The 16,044-nt window shown below is 70.5% G+C and carries 17 protein-coding genes; 3 read left to right on the top strand and 14 right to left on the bottom strand.

What is annotated here, in order from left to right:
• Positions 1–33: 33 nt before the first annotated feature.
• Positions 34–273, bottom strand: coding sequence for a hypothetical protein (locus ACZ6S4_RS30880; protein ID WP_465478280.1), 240 nt, complete (start codon positions 271–273; stop codon positions 34–36).
• Between ACZ6S4_RS30880 and ACZ6S4_RS30875 the strand changes: the two genes are divergently transcribed.
• A complete protein-coding gene (locus ACZ6S4_RS30875) occupies positions 272–1,564 on the top strand; it encodes a hypothetical protein (protein ID WP_465478279.1) in 1,293 nt (430 codons plus the stop codon). The genes ACZ6S4_RS30880 and ACZ6S4_RS30875 overlap by 2 nt on opposite strands.
• Here the strand turns inward: ACZ6S4_RS30875 and ACZ6S4_RS30870 are convergent.
• Positions 1,561–1,764, bottom strand: coding sequence for a hypothetical protein (locus ACZ6S4_RS30870; RefSeq protein WP_360823314.1), 204 nt, complete (start codon positions 1,762–1,764; stop codon positions 1,561–1,563). The two genes, ACZ6S4_RS30875 and ACZ6S4_RS30870, sit on opposite strands and share 4 nt — an antisense overlap.
• A gap of 144 nt (positions 1,765–1,908) precedes the next feature.
• Positions 1,909–2,931, bottom strand: a complete 1,023-nt coding sequence (locus tag ACZ6S4_RS30865) for an aspartate-semialdehyde dehydrogenase (RefSeq protein ID WP_465478278.1) — start codon at positions 2,929–2,931, stop codon at positions 1,909–1,911.
• A 111-nt stretch (positions 2,932–3,042) separates the two neighbouring features.
• On the opposite strand from ACZ6S4_RS30865, the gene ACZ6S4_RS30860 reads away from it, so the two are divergent.
• On the top strand, positions 3,043–3,834 hold the full coding sequence (locus ACZ6S4_RS30860) for a class I SAM-dependent methyltransferase (RefSeq protein ID WP_465478277.1): 792 nt from the start codon (positions 3,043–3,045) through the stop codon (positions 3,832–3,834).
• On the opposite strand, the gene ACZ6S4_RS30855 is transcribed toward ACZ6S4_RS30860, so the two are convergent.
• The 4 genes from ACZ6S4_RS30855 to ACZ6S4_RS30840 form a co-directional block, all read right to left on the bottom strand.
• On the bottom strand, positions 3,831–4,445 hold the full coding sequence (locus tag ACZ6S4_RS30855) for a M15 family metallopeptidase (RefSeq protein ID WP_465478276.1): 615 nt from the start codon (positions 4,443–4,445) through the stop codon (positions 3,831–3,833). The two genes, ACZ6S4_RS30860 and ACZ6S4_RS30855, sit on opposite strands and share 4 nt — an antisense overlap.
• 80 nt (positions 4,446–4,525) lie before the next feature.
• On the bottom strand, positions 4,526–5,140 hold the full coding sequence (locus ACZ6S4_RS30850; RefSeq protein ID WP_433726343.1) for a GTP cyclohydrolase II: 615 nt from the start codon (positions 5,138–5,140) through the stop codon (positions 4,526–4,528).
• Between the two features lie 90 nt (positions 5,141–5,230).
• The gene (locus ACZ6S4_RS30845; RefSeq protein WP_465478275.1) at positions 5,231–6,376 is read right to left on the bottom strand and encodes a hypothetical protein; all 1,146 of its coding nucleotides are present in this window, start codon (positions 6,374–6,376) and stop codon (positions 5,231–5,233) included.
• Positions 6,377–7,288 carry a LysR family transcriptional regulator gene (locus ACZ6S4_RS30840; protein ID WP_465478274.1) on the bottom strand — a complete coding sequence of 304 codons (912 nt, stop codon included), beginning with the start codon at positions 7,286–7,288 and terminating at the stop codon, positions 6,377–6,379.
• A gap of 82 nt (positions 7,289–7,370) precedes the next feature.
• On the opposite strand from ACZ6S4_RS30840, the gene ACZ6S4_RS30835 reads away from it, so the two are divergent.
• The gene (locus ACZ6S4_RS30835) at positions 7,371–8,636 is read left to right on the top strand and encodes an MFS transporter (protein WP_465478273.1); all 1,266 of its coding nucleotides are present in this window, start codon (positions 7,371–7,373) and stop codon (positions 8,634–8,636) included.
• On the opposite strand, the gene ACZ6S4_RS30830 is transcribed toward ACZ6S4_RS30835, so the two are convergent.
• The 7 genes from ACZ6S4_RS30830 to ACZ6S4_RS30800 form a co-directional block, all read right to left on the bottom strand.
• Positions 8,572–9,285 carry a hypothetical protein gene (locus tag ACZ6S4_RS30830; RefSeq protein WP_465478272.1) on the bottom strand — a complete coding sequence of 238 codons (714 nt, stop codon included), beginning with the start codon at positions 9,283–9,285 and terminating at the stop codon, positions 8,572–8,574. The genes ACZ6S4_RS30835 and ACZ6S4_RS30830 overlap by 65 nt on opposite strands.
• Entirely contained in the window at positions 9,278–10,192 is a 915-nt protein-coding gene (locus ACZ6S4_RS30825) for a threonine/serine dehydratase (RefSeq protein ID WP_465478271.1), read from the bottom strand. Before ACZ6S4_RS30825 ends, ACZ6S4_RS30830 begins: the two co-directional genes overlap by 8 nt.
• Before the next feature lie 9 nt (positions 10,193–10,201).
• The gene (locus ACZ6S4_RS30820; protein WP_465478270.1) at positions 10,202–11,263 is read right to left on the bottom strand and encodes a type I glyceraldehyde-3-phosphate dehydrogenase; all 1,062 of its coding nucleotides are present in this window, start codon (positions 11,261–11,263) and stop codon (positions 10,202–10,204) included.
• A gap of 610 nt (positions 11,264–11,873) precedes the next feature.
• Complete coding sequence (locus ACZ6S4_RS30815) at positions 11,874–12,503, bottom strand: glycine-rich domain-containing protein (protein WP_465478269.1); 630 nt, start codon at positions 12,501–12,503, stop codon at positions 11,874–11,876.
• 31 nt (positions 12,504–12,534) lie between these two features.
• On the bottom strand, positions 12,535–12,759 hold the full coding sequence (locus tag ACZ6S4_RS30810) for a hypothetical protein (RefSeq protein WP_465478268.1): 225 nt from the start codon (positions 12,757–12,759) through the stop codon (positions 12,535–12,537).
• Positions 12,760–12,957: 198 nt separating this feature from the next.
• Complete coding sequence (gene fxsT / locus ACZ6S4_RS30805) at positions 12,958–15,606, bottom strand: FxSxx-COOH system tetratricopeptide repeat protein (RefSeq protein ID WP_465478267.1); 2,649 nt, start codon at positions 15,604–15,606, stop codon at positions 12,958–12,960.
• On the bottom strand, positions 15,603–16,007 hold the full coding sequence (locus ACZ6S4_RS30800) for a hypothetical protein (RefSeq protein WP_465478429.1): 405 nt from the start codon (positions 16,005–16,007) through the stop codon (positions 15,603–15,605). The genes fxsT and ACZ6S4_RS30800 overlap by 4 nt, the downstream gene beginning before the upstream one ends.
• Between the last annotated feature and the right edge of the window lie 37 nt (positions 16,008–16,044).

Below are 16,044 nucleotides of genomic sequence, written 5' to 3'. Positions count from 1 at the left end.
GCCGTGATCGGCGCGGCCCTGGTGTGCCGGGGTTCAGCGCTTGGCGGTCGCCCTGCGGGCCGAGCCGGCGGCGGTGGAGACGCGGCTGTTCCCGGAGAGGCGGCTGTTGCCGGCAGTGGCGGTACGGGCGGCCGCAGCCGAGGCGGGCTTCTTGACCCGGCCGGCGTTGGTGGCCGACGTCTTGGTCATGCCGGCCGGCTTGGCGTTGGCGGCCTTGCCGGCGGTGGTGGTCCGGGCCTTGGTGGCGGCCGCGTTGCCGGTGCTGCGAGCCATGGCCTTCTTCGCCGCGCCGGCCGAGGTCTTGGCCGCGGTGGCGGACTTGTCGGCGGCCTTGACCGCGGCCGAAGCCTTGCCGGCGGCGGCGGACGAGCCAGCGGTGGCCCTACCCGCAGTCGCCTTACCCGCCCCCGACTTACCGGCCCCAGCCTTCGCGGCAGTCGACTTCGCGGCTGTCGACTTGGCTGCGGACGGCTTAGCGGCAGTCGACTTAGCGGCGGTCGACTTGGCAGCGGTCGACTTGGCGGCGGTCGACTTGGCAGCCGTCGACTTGGCAGCCGTCGACTTGGCGGCCGTCGACTTGGCAGCAGTTGGCTTGGCAGCAGTTGGCTTAACGGCCGTCGACTTAGCGGAAGTCGACTTGGCAGCCGTCGACTTGGCGGCGGAGGACTTCGCCGTGGTCTTCGCCGCGGTGGACTTCGCAGCCGTGGAACGAACCGAGGTGCCCCCGGCCGAAGACGAACGAGCCGAAGACGAACGCGCCGAAGCGGAACGAGCCGAAGCGGAACGAGCGGAAGCGGACTTGACCGCCGCCGGCTTGGCAGCCGCCGACTTGCCCGCAGAAGACTTCGCCGCGGAAGACTTCGCAGCCGTGGACTTAGCGGCCGTGGACTTAGCGGCCGTGGACTTGGCGCCCGCAGACTTCGCAGCAGCGGACCTGGCAGTCGACTTCGCCGCCGCGGAAGACTTCCCAGCCGCCGACTTCGCCGCCGTGGACTTCGAGGCCGTGGTGGCCTTGGCACCCGCAGACTTCGCAGCGGTCGACGACTTCCCGGCCGCCGCGCCAGAACGCGCAGCCGCGGCAGTAACCGGCTGGACCGCCCCGGAAGCCCGCTTCACAGCGCCCGCCCGAGCCGAAGCCGACTTGGTGGCAGGCGCCTTCTTGGCGGTCGTCTTACTGGCCGGGGCCTTGCCGGCCGCACCGGACTTGGCGGCCGAAACCGACTTACCAGCGGTAACCGGCTTGGCGGCGGAAACCGGCTTGGCAGCAGCCGAAGTCTTGGGCTTGACCGCGGACCGCACAGCAACCGACTGCCCATTGGCAGAATTAGCCGCAGCAGTCCGCTTGGCCGCGGCAGGCTTGGCAGCAACGGATTTGGCGGCAGCAGGCTTGGCAGCTGCCGGGGACGCGGCGACCCGCGCGCTTCTGGCGCCGGTCGTGGCGGCCCGGGTCGGGGCCTTCTTGGGCACGGCCATGGGGAAGTTCCTCCTTGCGAATGACTGCGGGCTCGTCTCCGCCTGGAGACTGCAGGATTCCGGCTTGGACACAGGGGTCGAGCCGGCCTAGCTGACCTCCCCGGTCCAGCGGGCGTCCTCGGCATCCCACGTCGCATTGCGCTTCTCGACGGTCTCGAGCGCCCGCGTGGCGTCGTCAGCGGAGGCGTACGGACCGAGCCGGTACTGCGCAGGACACACGTCGTCCCCGGTCTCGACCCGGTTGTGGCGGAGGCACCAGAAGTAGCCGCCGCCGGGCCCACTGTCGTTCATGCAATCACTGTGCACCTCAAATCGACCATGCGCTACCGATTCAGGCAAAAAGCCCGGTTTTTCCATAGTGGATTGTCGAAAAGACTCCCCGAAGGAACGACAAAGCCCGCCCCACCCAAGGGTGGAACGGGCCGGAGCAGGGACTCAGAGCGCGGCAGCCACCAGCTCGGCGACCTGGACCGCGTTCAGGGCCGCGCCCTTGCGCAGATTGTCGTTGGAGAGGAACAGCGCGAGACCGTTGTCGACCGTCTCGTCGGCGCGGATGCGGCCCACGAACGTCGGGTCCCGGCCGGCCGCCTGCAGCGGCGTGGGGACGTCGGACAGCTCCACGCCGGGCGCCGAGGAGAGCAGCTCCCGGGCGCGCTGCGGGCTGATCGGCCGGGCGAAGCGCGCGTTCACCTGGAGCGAGTGACCGGTGAAGACCGGTACGCGCACGCAGGTGCCGGAGACCTTCAGGCCGGGGATGCCCAGGATCTTGCGGCTCTCGTTGCGGAGCTTCTGCTCCTCGTCGGTCTCGCCGAGGCCGTCGTCGACGATCGAGCCGGCCAGCGGCAGGACGTTGAAGGCGATCGGCCGGCTGAACGAGCGGGGCGCCGGGAACTCGACGGCGCTGCCGTCGAAGGCGAGCTCGGTGGCCCGGTCGGCGACCTTCTTGATCTGGTCGTCGAGCTCGGCCACGCCGGCCAGCCCGGCGCCGGAGACCGCCTGGTACGTCGTGGCGACCAGCGCGACCAGCTCGGCCTCGTCGTGCAACGGGCGCAGCACCGGCATCGCGGCCATCGTCGTGCAGTTCGGGTTGGCGATGATGCCCTTGGGGCGCTGCGCGATCGCGTCCGGGTTCACCTCCGCCACCACGAGCGGGACGTCCGGGTCCATCCGGTACGCCGACGAGTTGTCGATGACCACCGCGCCGGCTTCGGCAACCTTGGGGGCGTACTCCTTGGAACTGCCCTTGCCCGCGGAGAACAGGACGATGTCCAGTCCGCGGTAGTCGGCCGTGGCCGCGTCCTCGACGGTCACTTCGCCGTCACCCCAGGACAGGGTGCGCCCGGCGGAGCGGGCGGAGGCGAAGAGCCGGAGCTGGTCTACAGGAAACTGGCGCTCGGCCAGGATGCGGCGCATGACGCCGCCGACCTGCCCCGTCGCGCCTACGATGCCGATCCTCATGGCCACAAAACTACGGCCTGGCTGCCACTACACGAAATCGGGTATCCACTCCCATCTCAGAATGCAGGATAACTCTCCCGAAATGCGAGACGTCGGCATAGCGTTCGCGGCATGGCTGCTGTCTATACCCACGGGCATCACGAATCGGTCCTGCGCTCACACCGCTGGCGCACCGCAGAAAATTCGGCGGCGTATCTGCTGCCACGGCTGAAATCCGGCGACACGCTGCTGGACATAGGGTGCGGGCCCGGCACCATCACCGCTGATCTCGCGACGCAAGTCACACCCGGGCGGGTCACCGCCCTGGAGCCCACCGGGCCGGCGCTCGACCTGGCCCGGGCCGAGATCGCCCGGCGCGGGCTGGACACCGTCGACTTCGCGGTCGGTGACGTGCACGCGCTGGACTTCGCCGACGACACGTTCGACGTCGTGCACGCCCACCAGGTGCTGCAGCACGTCGGCGACCCGGTCACCGCCCTGCGCGAGATGCGCCGGGTCACCAGGCCCGGCGGCGTGGTCGCGGTACGCGACAGCGACTACGCCGCCTTCGCATGGTTCCCCCAGTTGCCGGAGCTGGACGAGTGGCTGAACCTGTACCGCCGGATCGCCCGTAACAACGGCGGTGAGCCTGACGCCGGCCGCCGGCTGCTGTCCTGGGCCCACGCCGCCGGGCTGAGCGACCCGGTCGTGACGTCGAGCACCTGGTGCTTCGCGACGCCGGAGGACCGCCAGTGGTGGGGCGGCATGTGGGCCGACCGCATCCTCAAGTCCGACCTGGCCCGGCAGGCCGCCGAGCAGGGCGCGAACCTGCAGAGCATCTCCGACGCGTGGCGGGCCTGGGCCGCCCACCCCGACGGCTGGATGTCACTGCTGCACGGCGAGCTGCTCTACGTGAAGGCCTAGACCGACTTCGGCTTGTACGCCCAGTGCCACGACTCCCGGGGCGTGTTCTCCACGAAGCCGTACTTCTCGCCGTTGGCCCGCATCCACGCCAGCGCCTTGTTGTTCAGGTCGAGGTCGGTGGCCATGCCCCAGCCGTGTTCGCTGGTGCCGGGCTTGGCCGCCAGCCCGCCCTGCGAGTAGAGGCCCTTGCGGCGGGCGACGTCGACCTGCTCGGAATACGAGCGGTACGAGTCGGTGATCCCGATGGTTACGCCCTGCGCCTTGGCGTCGCCGATCATCTTGTTGAGCGACTCGGCCGCCGGCGCCCACAGCTTGTGGTTGGTGTTGCCCACCTTCTCCAGCGCGTTGGCGGGGATCTTGCCGTTGCCGTAGCCGACCAGCTCGGTCGGGATCCCCTTGCTGTTCAGTGAGTACGACTTCGCCGGGCCCGCGGACGCCGCCGAGGACTGGGTGCCCATGGCGTCCGCGAGCGCGGTGGCGAAGCTGCCGCCCGACGCGGGGTCGGTCGACGTGGCCGACGACGTCTTGGCCGCCGTGGCCTGCTGGGTCTGCATCGCGATGATCCGGCTCTGGATGTCCGCGATCCGGCTGTTGACGGCCTCGATCCCCACAGCGAACTACCTCCGTGCTCCGACGGCATGTCGCCCTACCGTTCGGCGCTCCGGAAATATGACTGAGCGGAAACCGGAAGTCAGACCGCCAGGGGCAGGTCGATGGTGTGCGCGGTGTGCGCGACCTTGGCCTGCAGGTAGCGCACGTTGGCGGCGGAGGCGTGCACGTGGGTCGGCACCACCTCGCGCACGTCGACCCCGAACGACCGTAGCTGGGCCGGTTTGTCCGGGTTGTTGGTGAGCAGGTCGACCGGGCCGACACCGAGGGCGGTCAGCATCTGCGCCGCGGCGGTGTAGTCCCGCTCGTCGTCGGCGTGCCCGAGTGCCCGGTTCGCCTCGTACGTGTCCAGGCCCAGGTCCTGCAGCGCGTACGCGTCGAGCTTGGCGTAGAGCCCGATGCCGCGGCCCTCCTGGCGCAGGTAGAGCAGGAAGCCGCCGACGCCGGCGATCCGCTCCACGGCCTCGCGCAGCTGCGGGCCGCAGTCGCAGCGCTCGGAGCCGAACACGTCACCGGTCAGACACTCGGAGTGCGGGCGGACGAGCGGTACCTCGGCCCCGAAGGCGTCGCCGAGGGCAAGCGCGAGGTGTTCTTTGCCGTCGGCGAGCCCGTCGAAGGTGATCACCTCGGCCGTGGTGACGTATCCGTCCGCGAACTTCAGCGGCACGGTGACCCGGCTGCGAATACCCAAAGACATGACAGCTCCCTCAGCACTTGACGCTTCAAGCACGGAATTGACCTTACGCCGCACTTGTTACGGGAACCACGAGCCGAACGTCACAACGGATCAAGAAATACCGGGGGGAATCGCCACCGGCTCGCGCAGTTCGGTGCCCTCGATGCGGTCCCGCAGCTCCAGATCGACCTCGCTGGTGCGGTCCTTGCGGTTCGGCAGCAAGTTCGTGACCAGCACGATCAGGCATCCGAGCCCGGCGTAGAGGGACAGCACGAGCAGGTGCGTGCCGATCGGGGCGGCCGGGAAATAAAGATTGTCGCGGACCGCCTGCACGCCGGCCCCGGTCGGCAGGTTCTCGCCGAGGAGGCGGCCGAACGCCGGCAGGAACTCGGGCAGGATGCTCGCGCCGGAGATGACCGTGCCCACGGTGAAGTAGAGGCCACCGAGCAGCGCGCCGCCCGGACCGAACAGGGCCACCGCGCCGGCCGTCGAGCCGGTGATCGCCAGCGACATCAGCGCGAAGATGCCGAACATCTCCGGGTGGTCCGCGTCCGCGCCGACACCGAACCAGGTCATCGACCACAGCACCACGGCCGCCGAGCCCAGCGCGTACACGATCAGGGTGCTGAGGTGGCCGATGCCGCGCTTCCAGGAGCGCCGGGTGCGCGGGATCAGCCGGCCCAGCCCCACCGAGGCGATGGTGCCGCCCAGCGCGAGCGCCTGGGTGAGGAAGCCGAGCGAGGCGCCGTTGACGTCGTCGGCGGGCAGCGCCACCACGTCGGTGACCGCCGGGGCCGCGGCGAGCGCCCGCGCCTGTGCGACCGAAATTGTGTCGCCCTGCCCGGCCAGAGCCGCGAGCTGCTCGGCGTTCTGCTGGCCGACGACCGAGGTGTAGGTGGTGCGCAGCAGGCTCGCGGCGGCGGTACCGGCGGCGGAGGCGAGATACAGGTGCGGTTGCGCGGCGCTCGCGTCGACCCCGCCGTACACCTCGCGGCTCTTGATCCCGGCCCGCAGGTCCGTGACGTTGGCGTAGTCGCTCACCGCGAAGACGCCGTCGCGCTCCAGCAGCTCGGCGATCGGCGCCCGCTTGGCGTCCGGCGCGATCAGGCCCACCGGTACGTCGCGCGGGGTGGCCTGGTGGCCCATGCCCAGGTAGTAGGCGGTCAGGCCCAGCTGCACCGCCACGCCGACCAGGCATACCACCAGGGCGAACCGGCGGAACTGGCGAACCGACTGGATCTGCTGGTCGGAGGACATTCACCCAGCATCGCGGAGAGCGCCGGGCGGGCGCAGGTGATCGTCGATCATGCCGAGCAGGGCCCGCGCGGCCGCGCCCGGCGCGCGTACCGCCGAGGTGGCGACCCCGAGCGGCCAGTCCAGGTCGGCGTCCGCGACCGGCCGGACCACAAGATCCGCTTCATCCGGTACGGCGAAACGCGGCAGGATCGCGATGCCCAGCCCGTGCCGCACGAAGCCCGCACCGGTGCTGATGTCGACGACCTCCAGCGACACGTGGCGCTGCACCCCGGCCGCCGCGAACGCCCGGTCCACCACCGTGCGATTGCCGTAGCCGACCGGGAAGTCCACGAACTGCTCGCCGGCCAGGTCCTCGACCCGCACCTCCGGCCGTCCGGCGAGCCGGTGACCGGCCGGCAGCACCAGTTCCATCGGGCGCCACAGCAACTGCCGCAAGTGGACCCCGGCCGGCGGGCGCCCGGGCACCGAGACCATCGCCAGGTCCAGGCTGCCGTCGGTGAGCGCGTCGACCAGGCCGCCGGAGCCCCGGGTGGACACGGTCAGTCGCAGGGTCACGGCCGGGTGGGTCCGGTGGAAGCGGCCCAGCAGCGCCGGCAGGTCGACGAGCCCGATCGCGGTCAGCGTGCCGATCCGTACGGTGCCGCGCAGCCCACCGCGGACCTCGTCCACCGCGTCCCGGGCCGCCCGGGCGGCGTCGAGCGCGGCCCGGGCCCGGGGCAGCAGGGCGGCACCGGCGTCGGTGAGCGCGACCCGCTTGGACGTGCGTTCCAGCAGCGGCGCGTCCAGCTCGTGCTCCAACGCCTTGATCGCCGCGGAGACGCCGGACTGCACGACGTGCAGGCGGGTGGCGGCCCGGGTGAAGTTGCCCTCCTCGGCGACGGCGACGAAGTAGGCCAGGTGACGAAGCTCCATACCCTCAACTATCGCATTCGGTGATAGATGTGAGCAGAAAACTTCGTTGGACGAGATGCTTGGACCGGCGCACTGTGAGGACATGACCGTTAGTGCCCCACCCCAGTTGCCGCGGACCCGTACGGGCTCGGCCCGGCACGGCACCGGCTTCTGGTTGATCGCCGCCGTCTTCGCGATCTCGATGGCGTTCTCCACCGTGCCCACCCCGCTCTACCCGCTCTACCAGCAGCAGGACGGCTTCTCTCCGTTCACCGTGACGGTCGTCTTCGCCGTGTACGCGGTCGGCGTCGTCACCAGCCTGCTGCTCGCCGGCCACGTCTCCGACTGGGTCGGCCGCAAGCGCGTCCTGCTGCCGGCCCTGGCCCTGGAAGCCGTCGCCGCGGTGCTGTTCCTCCTCTGGCCGGCCCTGCCCGGACTGCTGGTCGCCCGGTTCGTCACCGGCCTCGGCGTCGGCATGATCACCGCCACCGCCACCGCGTACCTGCTGGAACTGCACGTCGCGCACCGGCCGCACGCCGGGCAGGCCCGCTTCGAGCTGATCTCCGCGGCCGCCAACCTGGGTGGGCTGGGCACCGGCACCCTGGTGGCCGGGGCGCTGGCGCAGTTCGTCGACGCTCCCCTGCGTACCCCGTACCTCGTCTTTCTGGTCCTGCTCGCGCTCAGCGCGGTCGCCGTCGCGGCCACGCCCGAGACGGTGGTCGCGCCCGCCGTCGCACCCCGCTACCGGCCGCAGCGGATCCGGGTCGCCGCCGCCGACCGGCTGGGTTACGCGGTCGCCGCCGCCGGCGCGTTCGCCGGCTTCGCGGTCTTCGGCCTGTTCACCTCGCTGGCGCCCAGCTTCGTCGCCGGCTCGCTGCACCACCCCGGCCGGCTGCTCGCGGGCGTCGTGGTGTTCCTGGTCTTCGGGGCCGCGGCCGCCACCCAGGCCGGCTCGACGCTGCTCGGCCCGGCCCACCGGTTCACCACCGGCCTGGCCGCCGAGGCCGCCGGGCTGGTCGTGCTCGGCGCCGGGATGCACCTGTCCTCGCTGGCGCTGTTCCTGCTCGGCGGCGCCGTCGCCGGTGGCGGCGCGGGCCTGCTCTTCAAGTCCGCGGTCGGGGCCGTCGCGGCGATGGCCGAGCCCGCCGTCCGCGGCGAGGCCCTGGCCGGGCTCTTCCTCATCGCCTACCTGGGCCTGATCGGCCCGGCGCTGGGCCTGGGCATCGCGACCCACTTCCTGCCGGCGACCACCGCGATGCTGTGGTTCAGCGGGGTGCTGCTGGTCCTGCTGGGCGCGACCGCGGTCAGCTCCCCAGCGCCCGGTCCAGCTCGGCGAAAAGCCGCTCCGGAGGGTCCGGCTCAAGCTTGATCCAGAGGGCGCGGCCTGCCAGCCAGGCCGCGCTCACATCTTCATGGGTACGCGAGAGCGCCGCGATCGTGGCCGCGCTGAGCTCGGCCTCGGCCTGCCGCGACGGGGTGAGCCAGTGCTCGGTGCGGCCCTCGGCCAGCCGGGCCATCCACAGCAGATGGCGCTGGGCGTGCGCGAGGGCGTCCCGCTGCCGCAGCACCTCACCGCGCTGCCCGACGTGATGGGCGAGCAGCAGCCAGTTGGCGAAGCGACCGCAGACATCCGCCGTACGGTCCGTGACGCCTTGCGGGCGTGACTGCTCCAGCAGACCGTGTCTGTCGACGACCGGCACGATGTCGCCGGCCGGCCAGTCGCGGACGGAGGCGATGTCCGCGGTGCCGGCCAAGTGGAACTCGCCGCGGATCAGGCCCGGGAAGAACGCCACGTGCGCGCCGAACTCGTTGTGGACCAGATGGGTGACCGGGCTGACGAGCTCGATCCAGGCGCGGGGGTCGGCGGGCAGGGCGGTGAAGAACATCCAGAACTCGATGTCGCTGTGCTCGTCGGCCGAGCCGTCGGCGAACGAGCCGTACATCAGGGCGGCCTCGACCCGGCTGTCGGCGCGGCACACCTCCCGCACCCGCTCGATGAGGCGGACCTGCTCAAGCAAGGTCGGCCGGATTCGTGTTCGCGCCGCAGAGCAGCACCACGACCCGCTCCCCCTGCTCCGGCACGTACGCGCCCGAGGTCAGCGCGGCCTGCGCGGCGGCGGTGCCGTGCTCGACGACGATCCGGTAGTCCTCCCACAACTGCCGCCGGGCCTCCACGATCGCCTGGTCGTCGACCAGCACCGACGGCAACTGCGCCGCGGCGGCCGTCCGGTAGGCGATCGTCCCGGCCCGCCGGGCACCCAGGGAGTCGGACGCCACCCCGGAGACCGCGGTGTCCACCGGGCCACCGGCCTCGAGGGCCGCGTGCAGAGCCGCGGAGGTGACCGGCTCGACGGCGACCACCCGGGCCCGGTCGTGCAGGGCGGCGGCGACCCCGGCGATCAGGCCGCCCCCACCGACCGCGACCAGCACGGTGTCGAAGCCGTCCGGCAGCTGCTCGGCGAGCTCCAGCCCGAGGGTGCCGTTGCCGGCCACCATGTCCGGATCGTCGTAGGCGTGACAGAACAGCGCCCCGGTCACCTCGGCCTGCACGACCGCGGCCTCGTACGCCTCCGCGTACTCGTGGCCGACCTGGACCACCCGGGCGCCGAGCTTGGCCAGCTTCGCCACCTTGACCGGCGGGGCCGTGACCGGCACGTAGATCTCGGCGGCCACGCCCAGCTCGCGGGCCGCGTACGCCGCGGCGAGGCCGGCGTTGCCGCCGGAGGCCGCGATGACGCCCGCCGCCGGCAGCCCGTGCTCGGCCGCGGCGAGGATCCGGTTGAACATGCCCCGGGTCTTGAAGGACCCCGCGTGCTGCAGGAACTCCAGCTTCAGCAGCGCCGGCCCGTCCCGGAACACCGGGGTGCGCCTGATCCGCCCGGCGATGCGGCGGGCCGCGATCTCGACCTCACTGGTGGCAATCACCGATCAGTTCTACACGACGCCGGACCGGTACGGGGCCCCCACCGGTACGGCCTCACGTTCCCCCATCAGGCGCGCCAGATCCAGCAGCCGGTGCGAGAAGCCCCACTCGTTGTCGAACCAGCCGCGCACCTGCACGCCGCCGTCGGCGCTGGTCTGGGTGCCGGACGGGTCGAACAGGCAGGACGCCGGGTTGTCCCGGACGTCCACCGAGACCGTCGGATCAGGCTCGTAGTCCAGCACGCCGCCGAGGAAGCCCGCGGCCGCCTCGGCCATCGCCCGGTTGATCTCGTCGCGGCTGACCGGGCGGTCGGTGAAGCCGGTCAGCTCGGCCAGCGAGCCGATCGGGGTGGGCACGCAGTAGTAGCTGTAGCGCACCTTGCCGAGCTGCGGGAGCGCGACGCTGAGCAGGTCACCGGCGACGTGGTTGTGCGGGATGATGCTGTCGTGCATCGCCCGGCCCAGCCGCGGGTCGTCGCGCGAGGAGCCGGTGAGCGAGTCCTGCGCCTTCTGCCAGCCCTGGACCGCCAGCACGACCGAGGTGTGCACCGAGCGCAGGCCGAAGCGTTCGAGCAGGACCTTGGCCATCACCGACAACGCGTTGACGCCGCACGAGGCGGGCGAGACGACGTCGTGGCGGGCAGGGTCGTACTGCTCGTGGTTGGCCCCGTAGACCAGCACCGCGTCGGGGTCGTCGGCCGAGGCGCTGATGACGACCTTGCGGGCGCCGCCGCCGGTGATGTGGTCCCGGGCTCCGGCGCCGCTGCGGAACCGTCCGCTGGCCTCGATGACCACGTCGACACCGGCCTCGGCCCACGGGATGCGGCCCGGCTGCGACTCCTGGAACGCCCAGATCGGGCGATTGTTGACAATGAGCTGGCCGGGGGCGGCGGACACCGTTCCGGGGAATCGCCCGCGCACGCTGTCGCGTTTGAGGCCGTATGCCAAACGGTCGACCGGAGCGATGTCGTTAATGGCGGCGACGGTGATTCCCGTGTCCGCTGAGGCACCGACAATACGCATCACGCTGCGGCCGATCCGACCGAAACCGTTGATGCCGATCGCGATACTCACCAAGAACTCCCTACGGCCGGATGGTCGACGGACGTACCGTGGCGCGACCGTACCGGGATCCTACCCAGTGAGCACCCGCCGTCACCCTCCAGACACTATGAGTGTGCAAGTTGCACGTCAACCGGAGCGGGCAGAGGAGAAACTCACAAGCCGGGCACCCGGTGAGGTGTTCCGGCCGAGCAGTCTACTCACCCACAGGTCCGCACTGGACAGTGCCGACCACCTGCGGATACGTGCCGGCCGGCAAGCGGCGGACCCGACCTGACCTGCCCATTTGAGTAGCCGAACCGGCTCACCGGCGCCGGCCCCGGCCCATCGCGGCGCCCACCCCACATCGGACGGTTCCGTGAATAAGCGCAGGTGAAGGGCATTGAATCGTTACGATGACGACCACGGTATAACGGCGCATTTACCGCCCGATTTTGATCGTCAACTCTTTCGATGGTCGGTCGGCCCGTCGACCATTCAAACCCGGCCTGGCCGACGACGCCGGCCAACGATCCGCAGCCCCGACCGGGCAAGCTGTTCCCTGACGATTGTCGCCGGCCCGGTCAGCAAGAGTGGTCGGACCGGTCACCGAAATTGGCACAGTTCATTCATGTCAGCGATGTCAGTTGCCGCTACCACAACCGCCGCCACCGCCACAGCCACCGCCACCGCCGTAGCTGTCCCCGGACATGCCATCGGCGCCGGTCCCACCTCGCTTGAGGTCCCACCTGCGGCCGGTGAGCGCCTTACCGGCGCCGCCGAGATGCTGCAGGCAGACGGTGCCCTTGAGCTCGTAGCAGATGCCGCGGCCGCCGCAGTCGGCCAGATAGTGCCGCCCACCCGCGACGGCGACCTCCCGGTCCACGCGGAACAACGCGGGCAGCAGCCCGGCCTCGCGCGGCTCGTCCTCCTGCGCGAACCGGAAGGTAGCTGCCAGTTCCCCGGGCCGGCTGCCATCAGCGGGAACGGCACCTCCGAGCGCCGTGGCACAGAATTCCGCGTACTCCCGGGTGTGTAGCCGGAACTCCCGGCAGAACTCGTCAACGATCACGGACGGCATGGCCAGCCGCGCCTTCGGATGCCGGGCGGCGAGCCGGAACCACTGCCGGGCCGCGGCCTCAACCGACCGGACGGCATCACCGGACAGCTCCCCGTGCCGAAGCGCGAACCGCTGCCGCACCCCGCTGGGGAACTCGTACGCGTCGACCGCGGAGACCCGCCGGCCGCTCTGCCGTACCCGAAAAACCGCCATGCACCCAGCGTGAGACCACGCCGGGCCGGCGTCAACGATCCTGGCTGTCCGGTGGTGGCAGGAGGTCGGCCCGCCGCTCGATGTCCATGGCCTGCCGGGTGACCTCATCGCCGAGCCGATGCAACCGCTGCCGCGTCTCGGCATCGGGAGAATCCTCGGCGCTCTCATGCAGGATGGCCTCGCTGCGCTCGAGCGCCTCGGCGGTCTCATGCATCGCTGTAGCGGTGCCTCGCTTGTCCTTCTGGTTCGCGGTCACAGAACGCTTCATACCCGCTCGGCCCCGAATACAAGCTTACGGGGCTCCATCACCCGGCAGACAGGGTTCCGGAAGTGGTGTCCGACGCTCCTCGTCGTTCCTGGGCAAGCCGAACACCAACCTGGAGTGGACCCGCTTGACCTGACGACGGATGCGCAGCCAGCACTACCTTCGTCCGGACCGGCTGCGGCTTGGTAGCTACCTCTCGATCGCCTGGTCCAGCCGCCCCGCTTCCCGGTAGGCGCCGGCGAGATTGCCCTGCGTGATCAGCGCTTTCGGGTGCTCGTGGCCGAACAGCCGCCGTTGGTCGGCCAGCACACTCTCGAGCGCCTCGATCGCCTCGTCCAGCCGCCCCGCCTCCCGGTAGGCGCCGGCGAGATTGCCCTGCGAGATCAGCGTGGCCGGGTGCTCGTCGCCCAGCAGCCGCCGCTGATCGGCCAGCACCGCCTCGAACGCCTCGATCGCCTCGTCCAGCCGCCCCGCTGCCTGGTAGGAGTAGGCGAGATTGTGCCACGTGATCAGCGTGTGCGGGTGCTCGTCGCCCAGCAGCCGCCGCTGATCGGCCAGCACCGCCTCGAACGCCTCGATCGCCTGGTTCAGCCGCCCCGCGTCCCGGTAGGCGCCGGCGAGATTGTGCCACGTGATCAGCGTGTCCGGGTGCTCGTCGCCCAGCAGCCGCCGCTGATCGGCCAGCACACTCTCGAACGCCTCGATCGCCTCGTCGAGCCGCCCCGCCTCCCGGTAGGCGTAGGCAAGTTGGTTCCGCGTGATCAGCGTGTGCGGGTGCTCATCGCTCAGCAGCCGCCGCTGATCGGCCAGCACACTCTCGAACGCCTCGATCGCCTCGTCCAGTCGTCCCGCGTCCCGGTAGGCGTAGGCGAGATTGTGCCGCGTGGTCAGCGTGTGCGGGTGCTCATCGCCCAGCAGCCGCCGCAGGTCGGCCAGCACCGCCTCGAACGCCTCGATCGCCTCGTCCAGCCGCCCCGCCTCCCGGTAGGCGTTGGCGAGATTGCCCTGCGAGATCAGCGTGTCCGGGTGCTCATGGCCCAGCAGCCGCCGCTGGTCGGCCAGCACACTCTCGAGCGCCTCGATCGCCTCGTCCAGCCGCCCCGCCTCCCGGTAGGCGCCGGCGAGGCTGTGCCACGTGGCAAGCGTGTCCGGGTGTTCATCGCCCAGCAGCCGGCGCCGGTCGGCCAGCACACTCTCGAACGCCTCGATCGCCTCGTCCAGCCGCCCCGCCTCCCGGTAGGCGCCGGTGAGGCTGTGCCGCGTGGCAAGCGTGTGCGGGTGCTCATCGCCCAGCAGCCGCCGCAGGTCGGCCAGCACCGCCTCGAACGCTTCGATCGCCTCGTCCAGCCGCCCCGCCGCCTGGTAGGCGCCGGCGAGGTTGTGCCGCGTGGCAAGCGTGTCCGGGTGCTCATCGCCCAGCAGCCGCCGCCAGTCGGCCAGCACACTCTCGAACGCCTCGATCGCCGCCTTGATCTGGCCTTGCTGCTGTCGGTACGTGGCAGCTCGGTCCCTCATGTGGGCAACAATTGTGATGTTGTGGTCGTTAGGAAGCTCGGCTCTGAACGCGTCGATGTGGGGTAGCAGGGTGGCCCAGCGCGGCCATCCCTGCACGTTGGTGATCGGGTCATTCGGGAGCGCGGCGTTGAGCAGTCGCGCAGTTTGCTGCTGCACGGCTTCCGCGGTGCCGGCTTCCTGCTGGTGGTGCCGCGTCACGGCTTGGACCAGCCGGTGCACGCTTACCATCCGGTCAGCCTGGCTGATCATGCTGTAGGACGCCAGCAACGACAGCGCGTCATTGACATCTGCTGGATCGTCGGCCACCCGGGCCAAAACCTCATCTGGTAGGTCGTCAGGAGCCAGCCAGGCCAGCACATCCATCACCCGGGCGGCCAGCGGACTCGTCGCGGCGATAGCGGTCATGGTCAACGTCCACACCGACGCCACAGCCCGACCGTCTCTACCTCCGAACCCGCTACTCGCTGCTACCCGAGCGAATTGCCCAGCCAACAGCGTCCGGTAGTCGTCGAAACTCATCGAGGCGTGTTGACTGACATACGCGGCGGCCTGCTCCAACGCCAGAGGTAGATCCCCGAGATCGTTGGCCAGCCGGTCCGCACCCTCGCTGTCACCGGGCCGGTCAGTCAGCCGGGTCAGCAGCTCCACCGATGCGTGGCGGGGCAGGACACCCAGCCGGAACGGGGTCAACCCGAGCATTGCCCACCGCGCTGCGCCCAGATCCCGCCGCGTGGTCAACAAAATTTGCCCGTTGCCGCCGACAATTCCCAGCAGATCGGCGATGTCATTGATGTCCTCGACGTTGTCCAGCACCAGTAACCAACCGGTGTTGGCTTGTAACCACCCCACTGCCCACGCGTGCGCGTCTGCCAGCGTCGCCACCGGATGCAACCGGCGGGTCAATGCGGCAAGCCCCAGATTCAGGTTCTCGGCGCTGTCCGCGGTGATCCACCACATCAGCGAATACTGCGACAGGTGCTTCCGGGCATAGTGGTTGACCAGCTCACTCTTACCGATCCCACCGAGCCCGTGCACCGCACCGGCTTGCCCGACCACCACCCCGACGTCGTCGCCGCCGAGCTGATCCGCAAGCACGTTGAGGTCACGGCCCAGAAACACCGCCGATGCTCGCGGCAGGTTATGCACCCCCACGCCGCCTCCGGCCGTCTGCGGCGGCGGCAACCCCGCTGGGTCGACACCGATGTTGGTCTGAGCCGCGATGTTGGTCTGAGTGTTGTGCGAGCCGATCTGCGAACCCTGGCCGCCGGTGACGTCCACCTCATAGCCGTCGCCGCCGGTGTGCGTCGATTTGCCGGCGCTCACGACGGTAGCGAGGTAAACGTGTTGGTCTGGGCGTTACCTGAGCCGACCTGCACACCCTGCCCGCCTGACACGGACACTGTGTACTTGTCCCCGCCCACGTCGGCCTCGCGCAGCAGCTGGGACAGATCCGCGACGAGCTGCGGCTCCTGCGCCAATGCCTTCATCACCTGCCCCTGCAACACCGTCACCGATGCCTCATCCCCGGCAGACTCGCCCAGCTCCATGACCGCTGCCTGGATCTGGTCGCCCCGGCCGGAGGCGAACAGCCGCCGCAACAACTGCCGGCCCACCCCCACTGTCGCGTCCGCCCCCGCATCGGCAGCCGCGTCGGTCACCTTCTGCACCACCGCGCCCCCGTACGCGCCGGCAGCCGCCGTCACGAACGGCATCACATCCTGCACCAACACCCCAAGATCAACCATTGGTGCTCAGCTCCTC

The sequence above is a fragment of the Actinoplanes sp. NPDC051405 genome (genome assembly GCF_055586185.1).
The sequence above is the reverse complement of the archived record's forward strand: the minus strand, read 5'-3'. Positions and strand labels throughout refer to the sequence as shown.